This is a genomic window from Streptomyces sp. NPDC026062 (genome assembly GCF_055568375.1).
Map to the genome: position 1 here is coordinate 32,433 of NZ_JBVHOQ010000010.1, position 20,316 is coordinate 52,748.

The 20,316-nt window shown below is 70.4% G+C and carries 13 protein-coding genes; 5 read left to right on the forward strand and 8 right to left on the reverse strand.

The genetic code is table 11. The features are described from left to right. Positions 1 to 6: 6 nt before the first annotated feature. The 6 genes from ACZ4LX_RS11390 to ACZ4LX_RS11415 all read right to left on the reverse strand — a co-directional run bounded on the left by ACZ4LX_RS11390 (position 7) and on the right by ACZ4LX_RS11415 (position 4,854). A complete protein-coding gene (locus ACZ4LX_RS11390) occupies positions 7 to 657 on the reverse strand; it encodes a response regulator (RefSeq protein WP_467642941.1) in 651 nt (216 codons plus the stop codon). Positions 658 to 718: 61 nt separating this feature from the next. Next, positions 719 to 1,996 carry a sensor histidine kinase gene (locus ACZ4LX_RS11395; RefSeq protein ID WP_467642938.1) on the reverse strand — a complete coding sequence of 426 codons (1,278 nt, stop codon included), beginning with the start codon at positions 1,994 to 1,996 and terminating at the stop codon, positions 719 to 721. Positions 1,997 to 2,017: 21 nt separating this feature from the next. Then, positions 2,018 to 2,806, reverse strand: a complete 789-nt coding sequence (locus tag ACZ4LX_RS11400) for an ABC transporter permease (protein WP_467642935.1) — start codon at positions 2,804 to 2,806, stop codon at positions 2,018 to 2,020. Position 2,807: 1 nt separating this feature from the next. After that, entirely contained in the window at positions 2,808 to 3,746 is a 939-nt protein-coding gene (locus tag ACZ4LX_RS11405) for an ABC transporter ATP-binding protein (RefSeq protein ID WP_467642932.1), read from the reverse strand. Between the two features lie 200 nt (positions 3,747 to 3,946). Next, positions 3,947 to 4,123, reverse strand: coding sequence for a hypothetical protein (locus ACZ4LX_RS11410; RefSeq protein WP_467642929.1), 177 nt, complete (start codon positions 4,121 to 4,123; stop codon positions 3,947 to 3,949). 62 nt (positions 4,124 to 4,185) lie between these two features. After that, positions 4,186 to 4,854: a hypothetical protein gene (locus tag ACZ4LX_RS11415; RefSeq protein WP_467642926.1), complete on the reverse strand. Its 669-nt coding sequence runs from the start codon at positions 4,852 to 4,854 to the stop codon at positions 4,186 to 4,188. 166 nt (positions 4,855 to 5,020) lie between these two features. On the opposite strand from ACZ4LX_RS11415, the gene ACZ4LX_RS11420 reads away from it, so the two are divergent. The 3 genes from ACZ4LX_RS11420 (at position 5,021) to ACZ4LX_RS11430 (ending at position 11,627) form a co-directional block, all read left to right on the forward strand. Continuing rightward, positions 5,021 to 6,997, forward strand: coding sequence for an ABC transporter ATP-binding protein (locus ACZ4LX_RS11420; protein ID WP_467642924.1), 1,977 nt, complete (start codon positions 5,021 to 5,023; stop codon positions 6,995 to 6,997). Continuing rightward, positions 6,994 to 8,892 carry an ABC transporter ATP-binding protein gene (locus ACZ4LX_RS11425; protein WP_467642921.1) on the forward strand — a complete coding sequence of 633 codons (1,899 nt, stop codon included), beginning with the start codon at positions 6,994 to 6,996 and terminating at the stop codon, positions 8,890 to 8,892. Before ACZ4LX_RS11420 ends, ACZ4LX_RS11425 begins: the two co-directional genes overlap by 4 nt. Before the next feature lie 701 nt (positions 8,893 to 9,593). Then, positions 9,594 to 11,627, forward strand: a complete 2,034-nt coding sequence (locus tag ACZ4LX_RS11430; protein WP_467642918.1) for a M4 family metallopeptidase — start codon at positions 9,594 to 9,596, stop codon at positions 11,625 to 11,627. Between the two features lie 82 nt (positions 11,628 to 11,709). On the opposite strand, the gene ACZ4LX_RS11435 is transcribed toward ACZ4LX_RS11430, so the two are convergent. Together ACZ4LX_RS11435 and glgP are read right to left on the reverse strand one after the other, a co-directional pair. Beyond that, the gene (locus ACZ4LX_RS11435) at positions 11,710 to 12,921 is read right to left on the reverse strand and encodes an alginate lyase family protein (protein ID WP_467642915.1); all 1,212 of its coding nucleotides are present in this window, start codon (positions 12,919 to 12,921) and stop codon (positions 11,710 to 11,712) included. Positions 12,922 to 13,191: 270 nt separating this feature from the next. Continuing rightward, complete coding sequence (glgP, locus tag ACZ4LX_RS11440; RefSeq protein ID WP_467642912.1) at positions 13,192 to 15,795, reverse strand: alpha-glucan family phosphorylase; 2,604 nt, start codon at positions 15,793 to 15,795, stop codon at positions 13,192 to 13,194. Positions 15,796 to 16,570: 775 nt separating this feature from the next. On the opposite strand from glgP, the gene ACZ4LX_RS11445 reads away from it, so the two are divergent. Next, positions 16,571 to 18,604 (forward strand): alpha-1,4-glucan--maltose-1-phosphate maltosyltransferase, encoded by a 2,034-nt coding sequence (locus ACZ4LX_RS11445; RefSeq protein WP_467642910.1) that lies wholly within the window; start codon positions 16,571 to 16,573, stop codon positions 18,602 to 18,604. Beyond that, positions 18,601 to 20,307: a maltose alpha-D-glucosyltransferase gene (gene treS / locus ACZ4LX_RS11450; protein ID WP_467642907.1), complete on the forward strand. Its 1,707-nt coding sequence runs from the start codon at positions 18,601 to 18,603 to the stop codon at positions 20,305 to 20,307. The genes ACZ4LX_RS11445 and treS overlap by 4 nt, the downstream gene beginning before the upstream one ends. The last annotated feature ends 9 nt before the right edge of the window (positions 20,308 to 20,316 follow it).

The following is a 20,316-nucleotide window of genomic DNA, read 5'->3' on the forward strand; positions in this document are numbered from 1 at the left end:
CGCCGGTCAGCCGAGGATGCCGCGCTCGTAGGCGACCGCGACGGCCTCGGCGCGGTCCTTGGCGCCCAATTTGGCGAAGACATGGGTGAGATGGGTCTTCACGGTCGCCTCGCTGATGAACAGTTCGGCGGCGATCTCGCGGTTCGACGTACCCCGGGCGACCAGCCGGAGCACCTCGCGCTCGCGCGCGGACAGCGCCTCGACGCCGGGCGCGGCCGGGGTACGCACACGTGAGATCAGCCGGGAGGCGACCGCCGGTGACAGGACCGTGCGGCCGTCGGCGGCGGCGCGGACCGCCGTGAAGAGTTCGTCGCGCGGTGCGTCCTTGAGCAGATAGCCGGTGGCGCCCGCCTCGATCGCGGGCAGGGTGTCGGAGTCGGTGTCGTACGTGGTGAGGACCAGGACCTTGGAACGGGCGCCGCGCCGGGTCAGTTCGGTGATCGCCGCGACTCCGCCGCCGCCCGGCATCCGCAGGTCCATGAGGACGACATCGGGGTCGAGCCGGACTGCCATGTCGACGCCCTCGACGCCGTCGGCCGCCTCACCGAGCACCCGGAACCCGGGCGCCGAGGCGAACATGCCGCGCAGTCCGTCCCGTACGACGGGGTGGTCGTCGACGACGATCAGCGTGATGACGCGTGCGGGTTCCTGGGCCATAGCGGTCCACCGTACTGCGCACCACCGGCTGCCGGCCCGGCCGGACCGCCGTGAGGAGCTGTCAGCCCTGCTGGACCATCGGGACCCGGGCGCAGACGGCGGTGCCGAGGTCCGGCCCGGTCTCCACCTCGACCGTGCCGGCGATGCGTTCGGCGCGCGCCCGCATGCCGCCGAGGCCGAATCCGCCGGCGCCCCGGTACGGCGGCAGCGCGGCCGGGTCGAAGCCCCGGCCGTCGTCCCGGACGTCCAGCGAGATCTCGTCGCCCATGTAGGACAGAGTGACGCCGGCCCGGGTGGCCCCGGCGTGGCGGGCGGCGTTGGCGAGGGCTTCCTCGGCGATGCGCAGCAGGGTGGCTCCCACCTCGTCGTGCAGGGGTTCGGCGGTGCCGGTGACCGTGAACTCGGCGCGGACACCGGTCTGTTGCGACCAGGTGGTGACCGTCTTCTCCAGGGCACCGGGCAGATCGTCGTGCTCCAGCGCGGCCGGCAGCAGATTGTGCACCGAGCGCCGCGCCTCGCCGAGGCTGTGGCGGGCGAGCGCGGCGGCGCGGGCGAGGTGTTCCCCGGCGAGCGCGGGGTCGGTCCCCGCCGTGGAGGTGACGGCCTGGAGCTGGGCGATGATGCCGGCGAGTCCCTGGGCGATGGTGTCGTGGATCTCGGCGGCCAGCCGGCTCCGCTCGTCGGCCACCCCCGCCTCGCGGGCCTGCACGAGGAGTTGGGCGTGCAGGCCCGCGTTCTCCGCCAGAGCCTGTTCGAGGCGGGCGTTGGCCGACTCCAGGGCGGCGATGGTGTCGGTCTGGGCGCGCGCCTGCACGGCCTCCTGGTCGCCGATCCTGGCGAAGATCGTGACGAGGGTCACGTGCACGGCCAGCACGACGGCGAAGACGGCCCAGTTCATGAGGGAGGTGGGCGGCAGGCCGCTGCCGGACTGCGATCCCGCCATGATGGAGGCGACGACCAGCAGCCCGGCCCGGGTCCGCCGCCTCGGAAGCAGCCGCCCGGCGTCGAAGTAGCCGAGCACCGCGTAGATCGAGAAGAACGGGTTGCACCAGGTCAGCCCGAAGGCCAGCAGAGTGCGGACGACGAAGTGGAGCTGGGCCGCCCGCGACCCCTGCGGAGCCGGGTTGCGGCTCCACCGGAGCTGAAGGGCGAGCGCGGCCGGGACCAGCGCCGCGGCACCGTACACATCCGCGCGGGACATGATGAGCTCGCTGGTCAGGGCCGAGACCACGGCGGCGAGGCCGAGCAGTCCGTACGGTCCCTGCCGGAAGAACCGCTCCCACCACTGATCGGCCGTCATCGCCCCGGTCACTGCTTCCTTGTTCTCCCCCGCGTTCATGGGTGAAGTCTCCCGCGGCGCCTACTCCCAGCGGAACGTGCGGATCGCCGCCACCGCCGCCAGTACGGTCCACAGCGCCACCACGCCGAGAAACGCCCAGCTCGGCCAGGCGCCGGTGGCCGCGCGGTCCAGCACCTGGGACGCCGCGCCGAACGGGGTGATCTGGACGATGCGGCGGAGCATGTCGGGCATGGTCTGCACCGGCACCCACACCCCGGCGGTGAACATGGTGACGAAGAAGACGACCGAGCCCAGGGCTGCCGCGATCTTCATGGTGCGCGAGACGGCGCAGACCAGCGCGCCCAGCGCCAGCACGCAGGCGACGGCCAGCAGCAGCCCCAGCAGATAGCCGAACGGCTGTCCGGGCAGCCGCACTCCGAAGGCGATCCGGCCGACGGCCATCACCAGCAGGGCGGAGCCGAGCGCGGCGACGCCGTGCAGCACGATCTGCGCGCCGAGCAGGGCGGACGGCCGCACGGGAGTGGTGGACATGCGGCGCAGGATGCCGCGTTCGCGGTAGCCGGTGAGAACGGGAGGCATCGCCTGGAGACCGGCCATGATCATGGCGAGCAGCACGGTCACGGGGACGTACAGGTCGATGACGCGGCGCCCGCCGAGCCCCTCGTCGTGCTCCCGGAAGGACGGGATCAGGCCGAGGATCGTCATGAGTACGGTCGGAAAGGCGAGGATCCAGAACAGGCTGCCCGGTTCACGGAGGAAGAGCCGGGTCTCGGACCTCAGGACCGCGAGCGTCGGACCGGCGGAGGCGGCGCGGGGCGCCGGTGTCGGGGCGGTGTGCGCTGTGGCCATCTCAGGCTGCCTTTTCTGTCAGTCCGCGCTCGTCCGCGGGGCCGGGGTGCTCGGTGAGGTCGAGGAAGGCGTCGTCGAGTGTGGCCTCGGCGACCCGGAGTTGCCGCGCGGTGATCCGGCGCCCGGCCAGCAGTGAGATGACGGCGTTGACGGTCTCGTCGGTGCCGTTGATGACGACCCGTCCGTTCCTGGTCTCGCACGAGACCGCACCGGGCAGCGCGGCCAGTTCGGCCTCGGGGAGCGGCTCGGAGGGGGTGAAGGAGATGACGGTGGAGCTGCCGGCGCCGGCGATCAGTCCGGACGGGGTGTCGAGGGCGACGATCCTGCCCTTGTCGATCACGGCGATTCGGTCGCAGAGGTGCTGGGCCTCCTCCATGAAGTGGGTGACCAGCAGGACCGTGACCCCGGTGTTCCGTACCTCCTGGATCAGCTGCCAGGTGTCGCGCCGTGCGCGCGGATCCAGTCCGGTGGTCAGCTCGTCGAGGACCACGACCCGGGGGCTGCCGACGAGTGCGAGCGCGATGGACAGGCGTTGCTTCTGGCCGCCCGAGAGCCGGTGGAACCGGGTGGTGAGCCTGGTGTGCAGCCCGAGGCGTTCGGCGATCGGGCGCCAGTCGGCGGGCTTCGGGTAGAAGGCGCTGTACAGGTCGAGTGCCTCGCCCACGGTGATCTTCGGCTGCATGTCGCTCTCCTGGAGCTGCGCGCCCAGCAGGAGTGTCACGCGGTCGTGGTCGGCGACGGGGTCGAGACCGGCGACCCGGACCGTACCGGCGTCGGGGGTCCGCAGTCCTTCGACGCATTCGACGGTGGTGGTCTTGCCCGCGCCGTTGGGACCGAGAATCCCGAAGATCTCCCCCTCGTCCACGGAGAAGCTCACCCCGTCGACCACGGGGCGGCCCGCGTACGTCTTGCGCACCCCGTTCACTTCGATGATTGCCATGCCGGTGAGCATCGCGGGAGCGGGGCACCGGGCGGCATCCCCCATCGCGCTCGAACCGGCATCGGCCGATCGGTTGATACGCGCTACGACCTGTCGCTGCCCGGCCCGGCCCCCCGGGGCCCCGGCACCGGACCCTGGGCGCGGGTCCCGGCTCCCCTCGGTGCGCGACCCGGCTCCCCTGGGCGCGGGGCCCGGATCCCTCAGACGCCGGAGACGGCCACCGGACTGCCACCGGGACCGGTCTGGCCGGACCCCGTCCCCGCCGTCGTCGCCGTCCCCGTCCCCGCCAGTCGTTCCTCCAGCCGTGCCACGGCCGCCCGTTCGCCCTCCTTGCGGATCGAGGAGAGCCGGGCGTCGGCCCCGAGCACCGGCAGCATCCACAGCAGGCCCCACGGACCGAACCCGTTGACGACGCCGGTCAGCCGGAGCAGCGCCCCGGTCAGGGCCGAGAGCGCGACGGACGCCCCCAGACCCAGCCCCGGTGGCGGGCCATCCAGCGCAACGGGGCGTTCCCGGGTCCGGACAGGGCTTCGAGCGTGGCCGCGAGAACGGCCGTGCGCAGGTCCCCGGGCCAGGTCTGTGCCGCTGCCGAGGCCCGCGCCTTCGCCCCCTCGATGTTCTGCGTGCGCAGAGCGTCCACCACATCCGCTGCCTGCGCCTCCACCGCCTGCCGCTTCACAGCGCCCCGGGCCGCGGCCATCCGCAGATCGTCCCAGTAACTGCGGTTCGCCCAGCGGTGGGCCTGCCGCAGCCGGGCGTTCTCCTCGGAGCCGGGTGCGAGCTCTTCGAGGCGCCGGGCCAGCTGCACGGCGCGGGAGGCCCGCCCGGGGTACTCGAAGCCGTCGCTGCGCAGACACAGCTCGCCGTACCCGGCCAGCAGGCCGAGGTGGTCCCCTTCGAGTGCGAGCCCCTTGCGGAAGGCGCGTTCGGCCTCCGTGTCGTGATCGTCCTCGTCCTCGGAGGCGTGGGCCACGGCAAGCCAGCAGTAGAGATCGGCATGCGGGCCCACCTCGTCGAGCCCCTGCCGCGCGGCACGCCGTACGGCACCGAACCCGCCCGCCAGGAACAGCTGCTCGCAGCGCTCGTTGTAGCCGTCAACCGTCGTCATGCGTCCCGCCCCTGGTTGCTCACACGGTGATGCGCACCCGTGTGCACGCCCGCCCCTCCCCCCGGGGGAGGACAAATATCGGATGCTTCCGGCTGCCCGTCAAGCGCGCTCGGGGCGAGGAAAACCACATGAGCGATGTCAGCCGTGAAACGTAGGCTCACTCCTGATGCCCGAAGAACATGTAGAACCCAAGGAACGGTCCGCCGTGCAGTCGCTGCTGCGGCTGTGGCCGTACGTGAAGCCGGTACGGAACCGTATGGCCGGTGCCGCCCTGATCGCGATCGTCGCCTCGTGCCTCGGCCTGGTGATCCCGCTCGTGCTGAAGTGGATCGTCGACGGGCCGGTCGCTCATCAGGATCCGGGCGGGGTCTGGCTCGGGGCGCTGTTCCTGCTGCTGCTGGGGATCACCGAGGCGGTCCTGTTCGGGGTGCGGCGGTGGATGGTGGCGCGTCCGCTGGCCGGCGTCGAGGCGTCGATGCGGGCCGACCTCTACCGGCATCTCCAGCGGCTCCCGGTCGCCTTCCACGACCGGTGGTCCTCGGGCCAGCTGCTGTCTCGCGCGACCACGGATCTGATGCTGCTGCGCATGTTCCTGGTCTTTCCGCTGACCTTCCTGCTGGTCAACACCACCACGATCCTGGCCGGCTTCGTGATCCTGATGCTCCAGGAGTGGACGCTCGGCCTGGTGCTGCTGGCCCCGGTCGTGCCCCTGGTGATCATCTGCTCGGTCTTCGAGACGAAGTACTCGGTGGTGGCGCGCAGGGCCCAGGACCAGGTGGGCGATCTGACGACGGTGGTCGAGGAGAGCGTGCTCGGCATCCGCATCGTCAAGGGCTTCGGCCGGCACCGCAGCCAGGCTCTCGCCTTCCGGGCGCTCTCGGAGCGGCTGCGCACCACGGAGATCGGCAAGGCGCGGCTGCTCGCGGGCATCTGGGCGCTGATCACGACGATTCCCGAACTCGCGATCGGGGCCGCCCTGGTGCTCGGCACGATCGAGGTCGCGGACGGCGGGCTGTCGGCGGGCACCCTGGTCGCCTTCCTCTCCACGGCGCTTGCGCTGCGCTGGCCCGTCGAGTCGATCGGCTTCCTGCTGGCGATGAGCCAGGAGTCGGCGACGGCCACGGAGCGGTTCTTCGAGGTGATGGACGTGGCGGAGGAGACGGACACCGCCACGCCCCCGGGCCCCGCCACCTCCCCGGACACCACCGCTTCCCCGGGCCCGGCCACGTCCCGGGGATCCGAACCCGACGAGCGCTCAGGGGCCGGCGGCATGGTCTTCGAGGGCGTCGGGTTCCGCTACCCGGACGCGGAGGAGGATTCCGCGCCCGTACTGGACCGGATCGATCTGCGGATCCGGCCCGGCGAGACCATGGCCCTGGTCGGGGCCACGGGATCAGGGAAGACCACGCTCACCGCGCTCGTACCCCGGCTGCACGAGGCCACTTCGGGCCGGATCACGCTGGACGGCGAGGACATCGCCACCATGCCGCGCGCGCGACTGCGCGAGCTGGTGTCGGTGGCGTTCGAGGAACCGACGCTCTTCTCGGCGAGCGTCGGGGAGAACGTACTGATGGGCGGCGGGGACGAGGCGGATCTGCGACGGGCCCTGTCCGTCGCGCAGGCCGACTTCGTCCACGACCTGCCGCACGGCATCGACACCCAGGTCGGCGAGCAGGGCCTCAGTCTCTCCGGCGGCCAGCGGCAGCGTCTCGCACTGGCCAGGGCCGTCGTCGGCCGTCCGCGTTTCCTGGTCCTCGACGACCCGCTGTCCGCGCTGGACGTGCATACGGAGACGCTCGTCGAGGCGGCGCTGCGGCGCGTGCTGGAGGAGACCACCGCGATCGTGATCGCGCACCGCCCGTCCACCGTGATGCTCGCCGACCGGGTGGCGCTGCTGTCGGACGGCCGCATCAGCGCGGTCGGTACCCACCAGGAACTGCTGCGCGGCAACGCCGAGTACGCCTGGCTGATGTCCGGTGCGGGCGTCCCGGGCGGCGGGGAGCCCGTCGGCGTACCCCGTCCGGACACGACGGCGGATGACCTTCCGGGCGGGCTCTCCCCGGCCCGGGAGAGCGGCACCCGCACGACGGCCGATGACCTTCCGGGCACGTACGCCCCTGCCGAGGAAAGCAGCACCCGATGACGAGCACCACGACCGGGCGTCCCACCGGACCGGGCGACAGCGAGGACCAGCCGTTTCCGGAGACGGCCGCGGAAGCAGGGGGCACCGCGCCCGCCGACCGGCCCGGTGACCCCTTCGACCGCGACGACCTGCCCACCCCGCGCGGCGCCACGCGCGCGCTGCTCGTGTCGCTGCTGCGGCCGTTGCGGGGCCGGGTCGCGCTCTCCGCGCTGTTCCTGCTGATCCAGCAGGCTGCCGTACAGGCGGGGCCGTTGCTCGTGGCGTACGCCATCGACAGCGGAGTGCCCGCGTTCCGGGACGAGGACTACGGGCCGCTGATCGCGGTGGCCCTCGGCTACGCACTCTGCTCGGCCGCCGCGGGCGCCATGCAGTACGCGTTCATCCGGGCCTCCGCCCGGGTCAACCAGGACGTGCTGCTCGATCTGCGCGGCCGGATCTTCCGTCATGCGCAGGCGCTGAGCGTGGACTTCCACGAGCGGTACACCTCGGGGCGGCTGATCTCCCGGTCGACCACCGATGTGGAGTCGCTGCGGGAGCTGCTGAGCGAGGGCCTGCAGGAGCTGATCGGGGTCGTTCTCTCCTTCGTCTCCATCTCCCTGATGCTGCTCTGGCTGGACTTCGGCACGGGCGCCGTCGCCGTGCTGTCCTTCCTGCCGCTGTATCTCCTGGTGCGGCTCTATCAGCGCCGGGCGGCGGTGATCTTCGCCTCGCGCTCGACGGCGACCGCCGGGGTCATCGTGAAGTTCGCGGAGACGATGAACGGGATCCGCCCCGTCCAGGCCTTCCGCCGCGAGCCCGTCAACGACGAGGTCTTCGGGAAGCTGAACCACGAGCACCGCCGCACGAACGGCGACGCGATGCTGGAGAACGCGCGTTACGTCGTCGGGTCCCGGCTGGTCGCCAACACCGCCGTGGCCGGAATCGTACTGTGGGGTGCCTACCGCGTCGCCTCCGGAAGCCTCGCCCTCGGTGTGCTGGCCGCGGTGGTTCTGTACTTGCGACGGCTGTACGACCCGATCGACCGGCTGAGCATGTTCCTCAACTCCTACCAGTCGGCGGCGGCCTCGCTGGAGAAGATCGCGGGGCTGCTGGCCCAGACCCCCACGGTCCCGGAGGCCGCGGAGCCGAGGGAGCTGCCTCCGCTCACGGGCGGCCACCCGGGCCGTGAGGTGGTCTTCGACGCGGTGCGCTTCGCGTACCGCACCGGCGGCGAGGTACTGCCCCGCTTCGATCTGACCGTGCCCGCGGGCCAGACGGTCGCCGTGGTCGGTTCGACGGGCGCGGGCAAGTCGACGCTGGCCAAGCTGCTGGCCCGCTTCTACGACCCGACCGAGGGCCGGGTCCTGCTGGACGGCACCGATCTGCGGGACCTCGCCACTCCCGAACTCCGGCGCGGGGTGGTCATGGTGACCCAGGAGGCCTTCCTGTTCTCGGGCACGGTCGCGGAGAACATCGCGATCGGCAGCCCGGACGCGACCCGTGCGGAGATCGAGGAGGCCGCCAGGGCGATCGGCGCCCATGACTTCATCGCGGGTCTGCCCGACGGGTACGACACGGACGTACGCAAGCGGGGCGGCCGGATCTCGGCAGGTCAGCGTCAGTTGGTGGCCTTCGCCCGCGCTCTGCTCGCCAACCCGGCGGTCCTGATCCTCGACGAGGCGACGAGCTCCCTGGACATCCCGGGCGAGCGGGCGGTGCAGCGGGCGATGGACACCGTGCTGCACGGCCGCACCGCGGTGGTCATCGCCCACCGGCTGTCGACCGTGGAGATCGCGGACCGGGTCCTGGTGATGGAGCACGGCCGCATCGTGGAGGACGGCGTCCCTGCCGAACTCATCGGCGGCACGGGCCGGTTCGCGGGTCTGCACCGCACCTGGCGGGAGAGCCTGGTCTGAGGCTCTCCCGCCGCAGGTTCCGCGATTCGGTGCGCACCGGACCCGTGTGATGCGAGCACCGCATCGCGCCCATGGCCCCCTCACGCGGCGCGACGGCGAGCACCCGGTGACGAGATGGCTGATCACGGTGGCCACTGCTACGAGTTGGTCGCCGACCGCCGTCCGCGCACGGCCACCGGGCTCTTCGCCCACACCTGGGATCCCGTTGTGCCGGCGGCTCTTCGCGCGGGCCCGCGCCGACGCCGCGAACTGCGCCGCGAGGGTCCCCGGCCTCACCCCGCGAGCACCCCGGGCATCACGGTTCCCGGGCGGAACACCGGCCGGGGTTCAGCAGACCGGTTCCCCGTTCTCCCGCGGGCAGCCCGGCGGAGCGCGGAACGAGCCACAGTTGCAAGCCGTCTCGCCTGATGGTCACTTTCCGGTTCTTCACATTCTTTTCGAACACACCATCGGGGAGCCAAACCTCAACGCCCTCTGCACATTCGGGCTTCCGAACCCCCCGGCAACATCGCGGCAATGATCGGCGAAACGTCCGCTTAACGAACATGACCATTCCGGCAACGGACGAATTCCGGCCAACTTGTTGACGCGGTCCTGACAGACAACGCTCCCGGCTGACACTCTTCACCCCGTTCTGCTCACTGCTCGCACTGCCCGGACGGCTCCCAGCCGCCGGTACCCCCCTCGCAGAAGGAGTCCGCGTGAGATCCACGCTCAGCCGTCGTACCACCGCGACCGGCGCTCTGATAGCCGCAGCAGCACTCCTCGCCGTAGGAGTCCAGGCCGGAACAGCCACAGCCAGCCCGGAAGGCGCCGCGCAGGCCGCCTCCTCGGCCTCACAGCCCCGTACCGGCGCGCTGGCCAAGCAGCTCTCACCCTCGCAGCGCGCCGAGCTGATCCGCGAGGCCACCGCGAGCAGGGCGGCCACCGCCAAGGGCCTCGGCCTCGGCTCGCAGGAGAAGCTCGTTGTCAAGGACGTCATTCAGGACAACGACGGCACCACGCACACGCGTTACGAGCGCACCTTCGACGGGCTTCCCGTCCTCGGCGGCGACCTGATCGTCCAGGAGTCGAAGGCCGGCGTGACCAAGAGCGTCACCAAGGCGTCCACGACCACCTCGGCGCAGCTCAAGGCCGTCGACCTGACCGCGGACGTGGCCCCGGCGACCGCCGAGAAGCAGGCCGTCGGCCTGGCCAAGGCGGACGGTTCGTCGAAGACCGCGGCCGACACGGCGCCCCGCAAGGTCGTCTGGATGGCCTCGGGCACCCCGCAGCTCGCCTACGAGACCGTGGTCGGCGGACTGCAGGAGGACGGCACCCCCAACGCCCTCCACGTCATCACCGACGCCACCTCCGGAGCGAAGCTCTACGAGTGGCAGGCCATCGAGAACGGTGTCGGCAACACGGAGTACAGCGGCCAGGTCACCCTGAACACCTCGGGGTCGTACAACCTGACCGACACCACCCGCGGCAACCACAAGACGTACAACCTGAACCACGGTACGTCCGGCACGGGCACCCTCTTCTCCGGCACCGACGACGTCTGGGGCGACGGCACCGCCGCGAACGCGGAGACCGCTGCCGCGGACGCCCACTACGGTGCGGCCGAGACCTGGGACTACTACAAGAACGTCCACGGCCGCAACGGCATCAAGGGCGACGGCGTCGGCGCGTACTCCCGCGTCCACTACGGCAACAGCTACGTCAACGCGTTCTGGGACGACAGCTGCTTCTGCATGACGTACGGCGACGGCAGCGGCAACGCCTCCCCGCTGACCGCGCTGGACGTCGCGGCGCACGAGATGACGCACGGCGTCACCTCCAACACCGCCGACCTGAACTACAGCGGTGAGTCCGGTGGCCTCAACGAGGCGACCAGCGACATCTTCGCCACCGCCGTCGAGTTCTACGCCAACAACGCCACCGACAAGGGCGACTACCTCATCGGCGAGAAGATCGACATCAACGGCGACGGCACCCCGCTGCGCTACCAGGACAAGCCGAGCAAGGACGGCGCGTCCAAGGACGCCTGGTACTCGGGCATCGGCAACATCGACGTGCACTACTCGTCGGGTCCGGCCAACCACTTCTTCTACCTCCTCTCGGAGGGCAGCGGCGCCAAGACCATCAACGGCGTCAACTACGACTCGCCGACCTCGGACGGCCTGCCGGTGACCGGCATCGGCCGCGACAAGGCCGCGCTGATCTGGTTCAAGGCGCTCACCACCAAGTTCACCTCGACGACCAACTACGCGGGTGCCCGCACGGGCACGCTCGCCGCGGCCGGTGAGCTGTACGGCACGACCAGCGCCGAGTACACCGCCGTCGCCAACGCCTGGGCCGGCATCAACGTCGGTACCCGTCCGGGTGGCGGCACCGACCCGACCGGCACGGTCTTCGAGAGCGCCACGGCGGTCTCCATCCCCGACAGCGGCGCGGCCGTCACCAGCTCGGTCACCGTCGCCGGTATCACCGGCAACGCGCCCAGCACCCTCAAGGTCGGCGTGGACATCACCCACACCTACCGCGGTGACCTGGTCATCGACCTCGTCGCCCCGGACGGCAGCGCCTACCGCCTGAAGAACTCCTCTTCGAGCGACTCTGCGGACAACGTCCAGACGACGTACACCGTCAACGCCTCCTCGGAGGTCGCGAACGGCACCTGGAAGCTGAAGGTCCAGGACGTCTACTCGGGCGACACCGGGAAGATCAACAGCTTCAAGCTGACCTTCTGAACCGGTCAGGCAGCCCGACCCGCTTCTGACGCACAGCCCCGCCCGGGAGGAGAGAGTTCCTCCCGGGCGGGGCTGTGCGCGCTCAGTTCGGGTTGCCGGCGTGGGTCAGGGTCTCCCAGGCGACGAACAGGTTGTTGGACCCGGCGGGCCGCTGCCGCTCGGTGAGGGTCTGGGTGTTGGTCATCGCGATCCCCATCCGGTTGTGCAGCGCGTTGAATCCGACCTCGGTGACCGGACCGAGGCTGTCCTTGAGCGACCCCCCGCACAGCGAGGACGGAACGGCGGTGCCCAGCTGGTACTTGGCGTGCAGACCGAGGGCGTGGCGGAGGCGGTCGGCGATCTCCGGGTAGAGGTCCTGGCCCTGGATCCGGCCGGTCTCCGCGATGTGCGAGACGGCGGAGAGACCGTAACCGGTGTGGGTCAGGTCGCGGCAGGTCTCCTGCGAGAGACCGTCCATGAACGTGGACTGGCCCTGCCAGTAGTTGATGATCTTGTCGCGGGTGTCCAGCCCGCTCCCCGGCGCGGCCTTCGGCAGCGAACCGTCCGCGGTCACATAGATGTACGCGGGCACCCGTCCCCGGAACTTGGTGACGGCCTTGTCGTACGAGGCCCGGTCCTCCAGGAAGACCGAGATGCCGATCGCGGCCTCGGTCATGCTCAGTTCCCAGTTCCCGTTGCTGTTCGATCCGTTGATGACCTTCGGCAGGTACACGGTGCGCAGCATGGTGGCGAAGCGGTCCGCGTTCGGCCAGTTGCCGTAGGTGTACTTGATGATCTCGGCGGCCCTCGGCCAGGACGAGCCGGCCCAGCCGGTCTGGAGGGGGGCGTTGCTGTTGGTGTGGTCCTTGATCACGGCGGACCAGGCGTCCATGATCTCGACGGCCTTGGCGGCATAGCGGCTGTCCTGGGTGATGTACCAGGCCAGCGAGAGCGTGTAGGCGGCGATCGCGTCCTCGCGCTCGTCCGTGCAGCCGTGGTTGGGGTTCGAGTAGGACCCGCACTCCACGACGGCGCGCGGCGCGGCCGTCCGGGTGAGCGAGGCGTACTTGCTCCCCATCATCTGGTCGTACGCGCCCTTCCAGGGCTGCGCGCCCGCCTGCACCTTGGCCCGTACGAAGTCGAGCTGGGGGCGGCTTACGAGCACGCCGGGATGGGTGAAGGCCGCGGGGGCGGCGGCCGGTGCCGGGTCCGGGCCGGTCCGGACGGCCGAGGCCGGGGCGACGGGGACGCCGGTGAGCAGTGCCGCGAGTACGGCGGTGAGGCCGAGGCAGCGGCCGATGGTTCCGGTGCGCATGTGGGGGTGCCTTCCGGTGCGGAGGAGGTCCACAACTCGCCCCGGAACACCGGGAGTTCACATCCATGAACGATGGGTCGAGTTGTGAACGCTGCGATGAGTGAGGAACCTAAAGGCATCACCTGCACACGTCAAGGACCTGCGTTCAGGAAGCGAAGACCCGGTGCCCCACCCCGTGCGCGCCGCGCCTCGAACGGCACGGCACGGCACGAGGCAGGGCGCACGGCACAGGGCAGGACACAACGGCACGGGACGGGGCAGGGCGGGGCGTCAGCGCATCAGCACGCCTCCGCCCTCGCCCGTCGCCCCCGTCGGCTGTGCGACCAGGCCGAGTTCGGCGCCGGTGGCCAGCAGCCGGTGGGCCGGCAGCACCCGGACGGTGTAGCCGTACGGGCCGGTGCGGTCGAGGGCGAGCGGTCCGTCGTACAGCCAACGGCCCTCCAGGTCCTGGCCGCCCGCCGGTTTCAGCGGGAAGACCTGGGCGTCCGAGATCGCGTCGGCGGAATCGACGCGGCCGGCCACCGCCTGCACCTCCACATCGTCCGGGTCCAGCGAGCCGAGGGTGATCCGGACCCGCAGCGCCAGGGTGGCACCCAGTTCGGCCGAGCCGCCCGCCCCGGTGGGCGTGACCGCCTCCACATGGTCGACGGCCACCCTCGGCCAGGCCGCCCGCACCCTGGCCTTCCAGCCGGCGAGCTCCCGGGCCGCCGCGGGTTCGAGCGCGCGCCGGGCCCGGGCGGCGGGGGTGTACAGCCGCTCCACGTACTCACGGACCATCCGGTCGGCGAGGACCCTGGGGCCCAGCGTGGCCAGGGTGCTGCGGACCATCTCGATCCAGCGCCCGGGAAGCCCGTCCTCCCCCTGGTCGTAGAAGCGCGGCGCGACCCGGTCCTCGATCAGCTCGTAGAGGGCGCCCGCCTCCAGGTCGTCGCGCCGGTCCTCGTCCAGCGCGGAGCCGTCGGCCGTGGGGATGGCCCAGCCGAAGTCCGGCTCGAACCACTCGTCCCACCAGCCGTCGAGGACCGACAGGTTGAGACAGCCGTTGAGCGCCGCCTTCATCCCGCTCGTGCCGCAGGCCTCCAGCGGGCGAAGCGGGTTGTTCAGCCAGACGTCGCAGCCCGGGTAGAGCTTCTGCGCCATCGCCATCCCGTAGTCGGGCAGGAAGACGATGCGGTGCCGCACCCGGGGGTCGTCGGCGAACCGGACGAGCTCCTGGACCAGACGCTTTCCGCCGTCGTCGGCCGGGTGCGCCTTGCCCGCCACGACGATCTGGAGGGGGCGCTCGGGGTGCAGGAGCAGCCCCCGCAGCCGGTCCCGGTCGCGCAGCATCAGCGTGAGGCGTTTGTACGAGGGCACCCGGCGGGCGAAGCCGATGGTCAGCACGCCGGGGTCCAGCACGCCGTCGATCCAGCCGAGTTCGGCGGCCTGCGCGCCTCGGTCGGTCCAGGAGGCGTGCAGCCGCTGCCGTACCTCGGTCACCAGTTGTTCGCGCAGGGTGCGGCGCAGTTCCCAGAGCTGCCGGTCGGGAATCTGCGCGGCGGTGTCCCATCGGCCGGGGGTGCCGCCGGACTCGGTGCGCAGCCGGTAGACCTCGGGCGCGACCCAGGTGGGTGCGTGGACCCCGTTGGTCACGGAGGTGATCGGCACCTCCGCGGCGTCGAATCCCGGCCACAGGCCGGCGAACATCTCCCGGCTGACGGCACCGTGCAGGGTGGAGACACCGTTGGCGCGCTGAGCGAGACGGAGCCCCATGACCGCCATGTTGAAGACGCCCGGGTCACCGCCCGCGTAGGTCTCCATGCCCAGGTGCAGGATGCGGTCGACCGCGACGCCGGGCAGTTCGCCGTCGTCGCCGAAGTGGCGGGCGACCAGTTCGCGGTCGAACCGGTCGATGCCGGCCGGGACCGGTGTGTGGGTGGTGAAGACGGTGCCCGCGCGGACGGATTCCATCGCGGAGTCGAAGTCGAGCCCCGTTCCGGACAGTTCCCGGATGCGTTCGAGACCGAGGAATCCGGCGTGCCCCTCGTTGGTGTGGAAGACCTCGGGATCCGGATGGCCGGTGAGCCGGCAGTAGGTCCGCACCGCGCGCACCCCGCCGATGCCGAGCAGCATCTCCTGGAGCAGCCGGTGTTCGCTGCCGCCGCCGTAGAGCCGGTCGGTGACCTCGCGTTCGCCGGGGGCGTTGTCCTCCACGTCGGAGTCGAGCATGAGCAGGGGCACCCGGCCCACCTGGGCCTGCCAGATCTGGGCGTGCAGCGCGCGGCCGCCGGGCAGGGACAGGACGACCTGGCTGGGTGTTCCGTCGGCCTCCCGCACGAGCGTGAGCGGGAGTTCGTTCGGATCGAGGACGGGATAGCGCTCCTGCTGCCATCCGTCGCGCGACAGGCTCTGGCGGAAGTAGCCGTGGCGGTAGAGCAGACCGACGCCGACCAGGGGTACGCCCAGGTCGCTGGCGGCCTTGAGGTGGTCCCCGGCGAGGATGCCGAGCCCGCCGGAGTACTGCGGCAGGGCCGCCGTCACTCCGAACTCGGGCGAGAAGTAGGCGACGGCGGCGGGAAGCCCGTCGTCCTGGGCGCCATGTTCCTGGTACCACCTGGGCCCGTCCAGGTACTCCCGGAGGTCGGCGGACACCTCATTGAGCCGGTTCAGGAACTGCTCGTCCCGGGCGAGCTCGGCGAGGCGTCCGGCCGACACGGCACCGAGCAGGCGCACGGGGTCGCAGTCCGCCGTCCGGCCGGCCACCGGATCGACGGCCTGGAAGAGCTCACGGGTCTCGGTGTGCCAGGACCAGCGCAGGTTGCGCGCGAGGTCGCTGAGCGGTTGGAGGGGATCGGGGAGGACGGGACGCACGGTGAATCGACGGATGGCCTTCACGTGCTCCACCTTTACAGGGGACGTACGAATCCGAGGGGACGCACCGCTGTGTGCACCGCTCCGTCACCCTCGGCGTCAGCGGCGGACCGTCCCGTCGCCCCTGCCACCGGCCGCCCCGGACGGTCCGGCCACCCGCGCCCGCACCACACGCGTCTCGTCCCCCACCGCACGCGTCCGTCCCCCACCGCACGCAGATCACGACACATCCGTCACATCCGTCACAGGCGTTATGGCCGATTCCCTCCCTCATGCGGCCTTGTGGGCCTTCGCGCCACAGGGAAAGCTGCCCTGTGGCGCCGGTTACCGCCCGGCGTACGCCGGTTCCGCGGCATCCGGCGCACGCTCCGTGGGGCCGTCGTATTCGGACTGTCACAGATACGCCCGAGTAGTTAACACACCACCGGATTGGCCTACCGAGATCCGTGGGAAGGCTTCTCCGGTACCCGGAACGAATGCATTCGGATGAGATCCGACGGTGATCCGTAACCGCCCTGCGCATGGTTCATCCCCTGTCCGCGGGCGGTCCGCCCACGGTTCGTATGCAATCGGTCGGACGACACACGCATTCGGTTCACACCCGCGCACCACACCGCACGCCTCAGCCATTCGAGTGCTATTCGAGTGAACGCGGACAGGAGCGGCCATGCCCACACCCCATCAGTCGTCGACGGAACAGCTAGAAAGGACCGAACCCCACCATCGCGGCGCGCGCATTCCGCTCTCCGCGCCCGCTTCGCGCCCTGTCGACTCAGAGCTCCGGCCCCCAGGTGATTTCATGATCGGTCGTATTCCCGTCCTCGACGTCCGTCCGCTCGTCGACTGCGGCAGAAGGCCCGCGAAGGCGGTCGCCGGTGAGACCTTCCAGGTCACCGCGACCGTCTTCCGCGAGGGCCATGACGCGGTCGCGGCCGACGTCGTGCTACGGGACCCGAGCGGCCGGCCCGGCCCCTGGACGCCGATGCGTGAACTCGCTCCGGGCACCGACCGCTGGGGCGCCGATGTGACGCCGGACGCGGAGGGCCGCTGGACGTACACGGTCGAGGCCTGGAGCGACCCGGTCACCACCTGGCTCCACGCGGCGCAGATCAAGATCCCTGCCGGGATCGACACCGCACTCGTCCTGGCGGAGGGGGCCGAGCTGTACGAGCGGGCCGCCGGGGGTGTGCCGAAACGGGACGGGCGTGAAGCGGTGCTGGCCTCGGTCGACGCCCTGCGCGACGAGTCCCGGCCGGCCGCCGCCCGGCTGGCCGCCGCCCTCACCCCCGAGACCGCCGCCGCGCTGGGCCGTCATCCCCTGCGCGAGCTGGTCACCGCCTCGCGCCCGCACCCGCTCGTCGTCGAGCGACGGCGCGCGCTGTTCGGCTCCTGGTACGAGCTGTTCCCCCGCTCGGAGGGCGCCAGGACCGAACCGGCCAGGGCCCGCAAGGGCCGTACGGCCGAGGCCGCCGGGGCTTCGAAGCCCCGGATCATCAGCGGCACCTTCCGCACGGCGGCCGAACGGCTGCCCGCGGTCGCCGCGATGGGGTTCGACGTGGTCTATCTCCCGCCCATCCACCCCATCGGCACCACCCATCGCAAGGGCCCCAACAACTCCCTCTCCCCCGCCGCGCACGACGTGGGTGTGCCGTGGGCGATCGGTTCCGCCGAGGGCGGTCATGACACGGTCCACCCGGATCTCGGCACGCTGGAGGACTTCGACCACTTCGTCGGGACGGCCCGCACCCTGCGCATGGAGATCGCGCTCGACTTCGCCCTCCAGTGCTCGCCCGACCATCCATGGGTGGAGAAGCACCCCGAGTGGTTCCACCACCGGGCGGACGGCACCATCGCCTATGCGGAGAATCCGCCGAAGAAATACCAGGACATCTATCCGATCGCCTTCGACAAGGATCTGCGGGGGATCGTCACGGAGACCGTACGCATCCTGCGTTTCTGGATGGATCACGGCGTACGCATCTTCCGGGTCGACAATCCGCACACCAAGCCGGTGATCTTCTGGGAAAAGGTGATCGCCGACATCAACCGCACCGATCCCGATGTGATCTTCCTGGCCGAGGCATTCACCCGCCCCGCGATGATGCGCGCCCTGGCCGCCGTCGGATTCCAGCAGTCGTACACCTACTTCACCTGGCGCGAGACCCGGCAGGAAATCACGGATTACGTGACCGAACTGGCCGGTGAATCAGCCTCTGTCATGAGGCCCAATTTCTTCGTGAACACCCCCGACATCCTTCCCGGCCATCTTCAGGAGGGCGGCAGGCCGGCCTTCGAGGCACGGGCGGTGCTCGCGGCGACCCTCTCCCCGTCCTGGGGGGTGTACGCGGGGTACGAGCTGTGCGAGAACACCCCGCTCAGCGACGGCAGTGAGGAGTACCTCGACTCGGAGAAGTACGAGATCCGGCCCAGGGACTGGGAAGCCGCCGAGCGCGAGGGCCGGTCGCTGGCCCCGCTCATCACCACACTCAACCGGATCAGACGCCGCCACCCGGCGCTGCAGCAGCTGCGTGACGTGCACTTCCACTCGTCCGACAACGACGCCCTGATCGTGTACAGCAAGCGCTCCGGTTCGAACATCGTTCTGACGGTCGTCAACCTCGACCCGCACCACACCCAGGAGGCGACCGTCTCGTTGGACATGCCGCGTCTCGGCCTCGACCGGCACGAGAGCGTGCCGGTGCGCGACGAGCTCACCGGCCATTCCTATCACTGGGGCAGGACCTTCTATGTGCGCCTGAAGCCGGGCGTCACGCCCGCGCACATCGCGGTCCTGCGACCGTCCCCGCCGACCGGAGGGTCACCCACACCATGATCGTCAATGAGCCCGTCCACGACACGTTCGAGGACACCCCGGCCAAGGACCGCGATCCCGACTGGTTCAAGCGTGCCGTCTTCTACGAGGTCCTCGTCAGGTCCTTCCAGGACTCCAACGGCGACGGCATCGGAGATCTGAAGGGGATCACCGCCAAACTGGACTATCTCCAGTGGCTGGGCGTCGACTGCCTCTGGCTGCCGCCTTTCTTCAAGTCGCCGCTGCGCGACGGCGGTTACGACGTGTCCGACTACACCGCCGTGCTGCCGGAGTTCGGTGATCTCGCCGACTTCGTCGAGTTCGTCGACGCCGCGCACCAGCGCGGCATGCGCGTGATCATCGACTTCGTCATGAATCACACCAGCGACCAGCACGACTGGTTCCAGCAGTCCCGCACCGACCCCGAAGGTCCGTACGGCGACTACTACGTCTGGGCCGACGACGACAAGCAGTTCCAGGACGCCCGGATCATCTTCGTCGACACGGAGACGTCCAACTGGACCTTCGACCCGGTGCGCAAGCAGTACTACTGGCACCGGTTCTTCTCGCACCAGCCCGATCTCAACTACGAGAACCCGGCGGTGCAGGAGGAGATCATCTCCGCTCTGCGCTTCTGGCTGGACCTCGGCATCGACGGCTTCCGCGTCGACGCCGTGCCCTACCTCTACCAGCGCGAGGGCACCAACTGCGAGAACCTCCCGGAGACCCACGACTTCCTCAAGCGGGTCCGCAAGGAGATCGACGCCAACTACCCGGACACCGTGCTGCTCGCCGAGGCCAACCAGTGGCCCGAGGACGTCGTCGACTACTTCGGCGACTACCAGGCCGGCGGCGACGAGTGCCACATGGCGTTCCACTTCCCGGTGATGCCCCGGATCTTCATGGCCGTACGGCGCGAGAGCCGGTACCCGGTCTCGGAAATCCTGGCCAAGACACCGGCGATCCCGAAGAACTGCCAGTGGGGCATCTTCCTGCGCAACCACGACGAGCTGACCCTCGAAATGGTCACGGACGAAGAACGCGACTACATGTACGCGGAGTACGCCAAGGATCCGCGGATGCGGGCCAACATCGGCATCCGCCGCCGGCTCGCGCCGCTGCTGGACAACGACCGCAATCAGATCGAGCTGTTCACCGCCCTGCTGCTCTCCCTGCCCGGCTCCCCGATCCTCTACTACGGGGACGAGATCGGCATGGGCGACAACATCTGGCTCGGTGACCGGGATGCCGTACGCACCCCGATGCAGTGGACGCCCGACCGCAACGCCGGTTTCTCCTCCAGCGATCCGGGGCGGCTCTACCTCCCCACGATCATGGATCCGGTCTACGGCTACCAGGTCACCAACGTCGAGGCGTCGATGGCCTCGCCGTCGTCGCTGCTGCACTGGACGCGGCGGATGATCGAGATCCGCAAGCAGAACCCCGCCTTCGGGCTCGGCTCGTACAACGAACTGCCCTCCTCCAACCCCGCCGTGCTCGCCTTCACCCGTGAGCACGGGGACGATCTCGTGCTGTGCGTGCACAACTTCTCGCGGTTCGCGCAGCCGACGGAGCTCGATCTGAGGTCCTTCAACGGGCGTCATCCGGTGGAACTGATCGGCGGGGTGCGCTTCCCCGCCGTCGGTCAGTGGCCCTACCTGCTGACGCTCGCGGGACACGGCTTCTACTGGTTCCGGCTGCGGAAGGACGCGCCGCCGAGCTGAGGGCGGCCG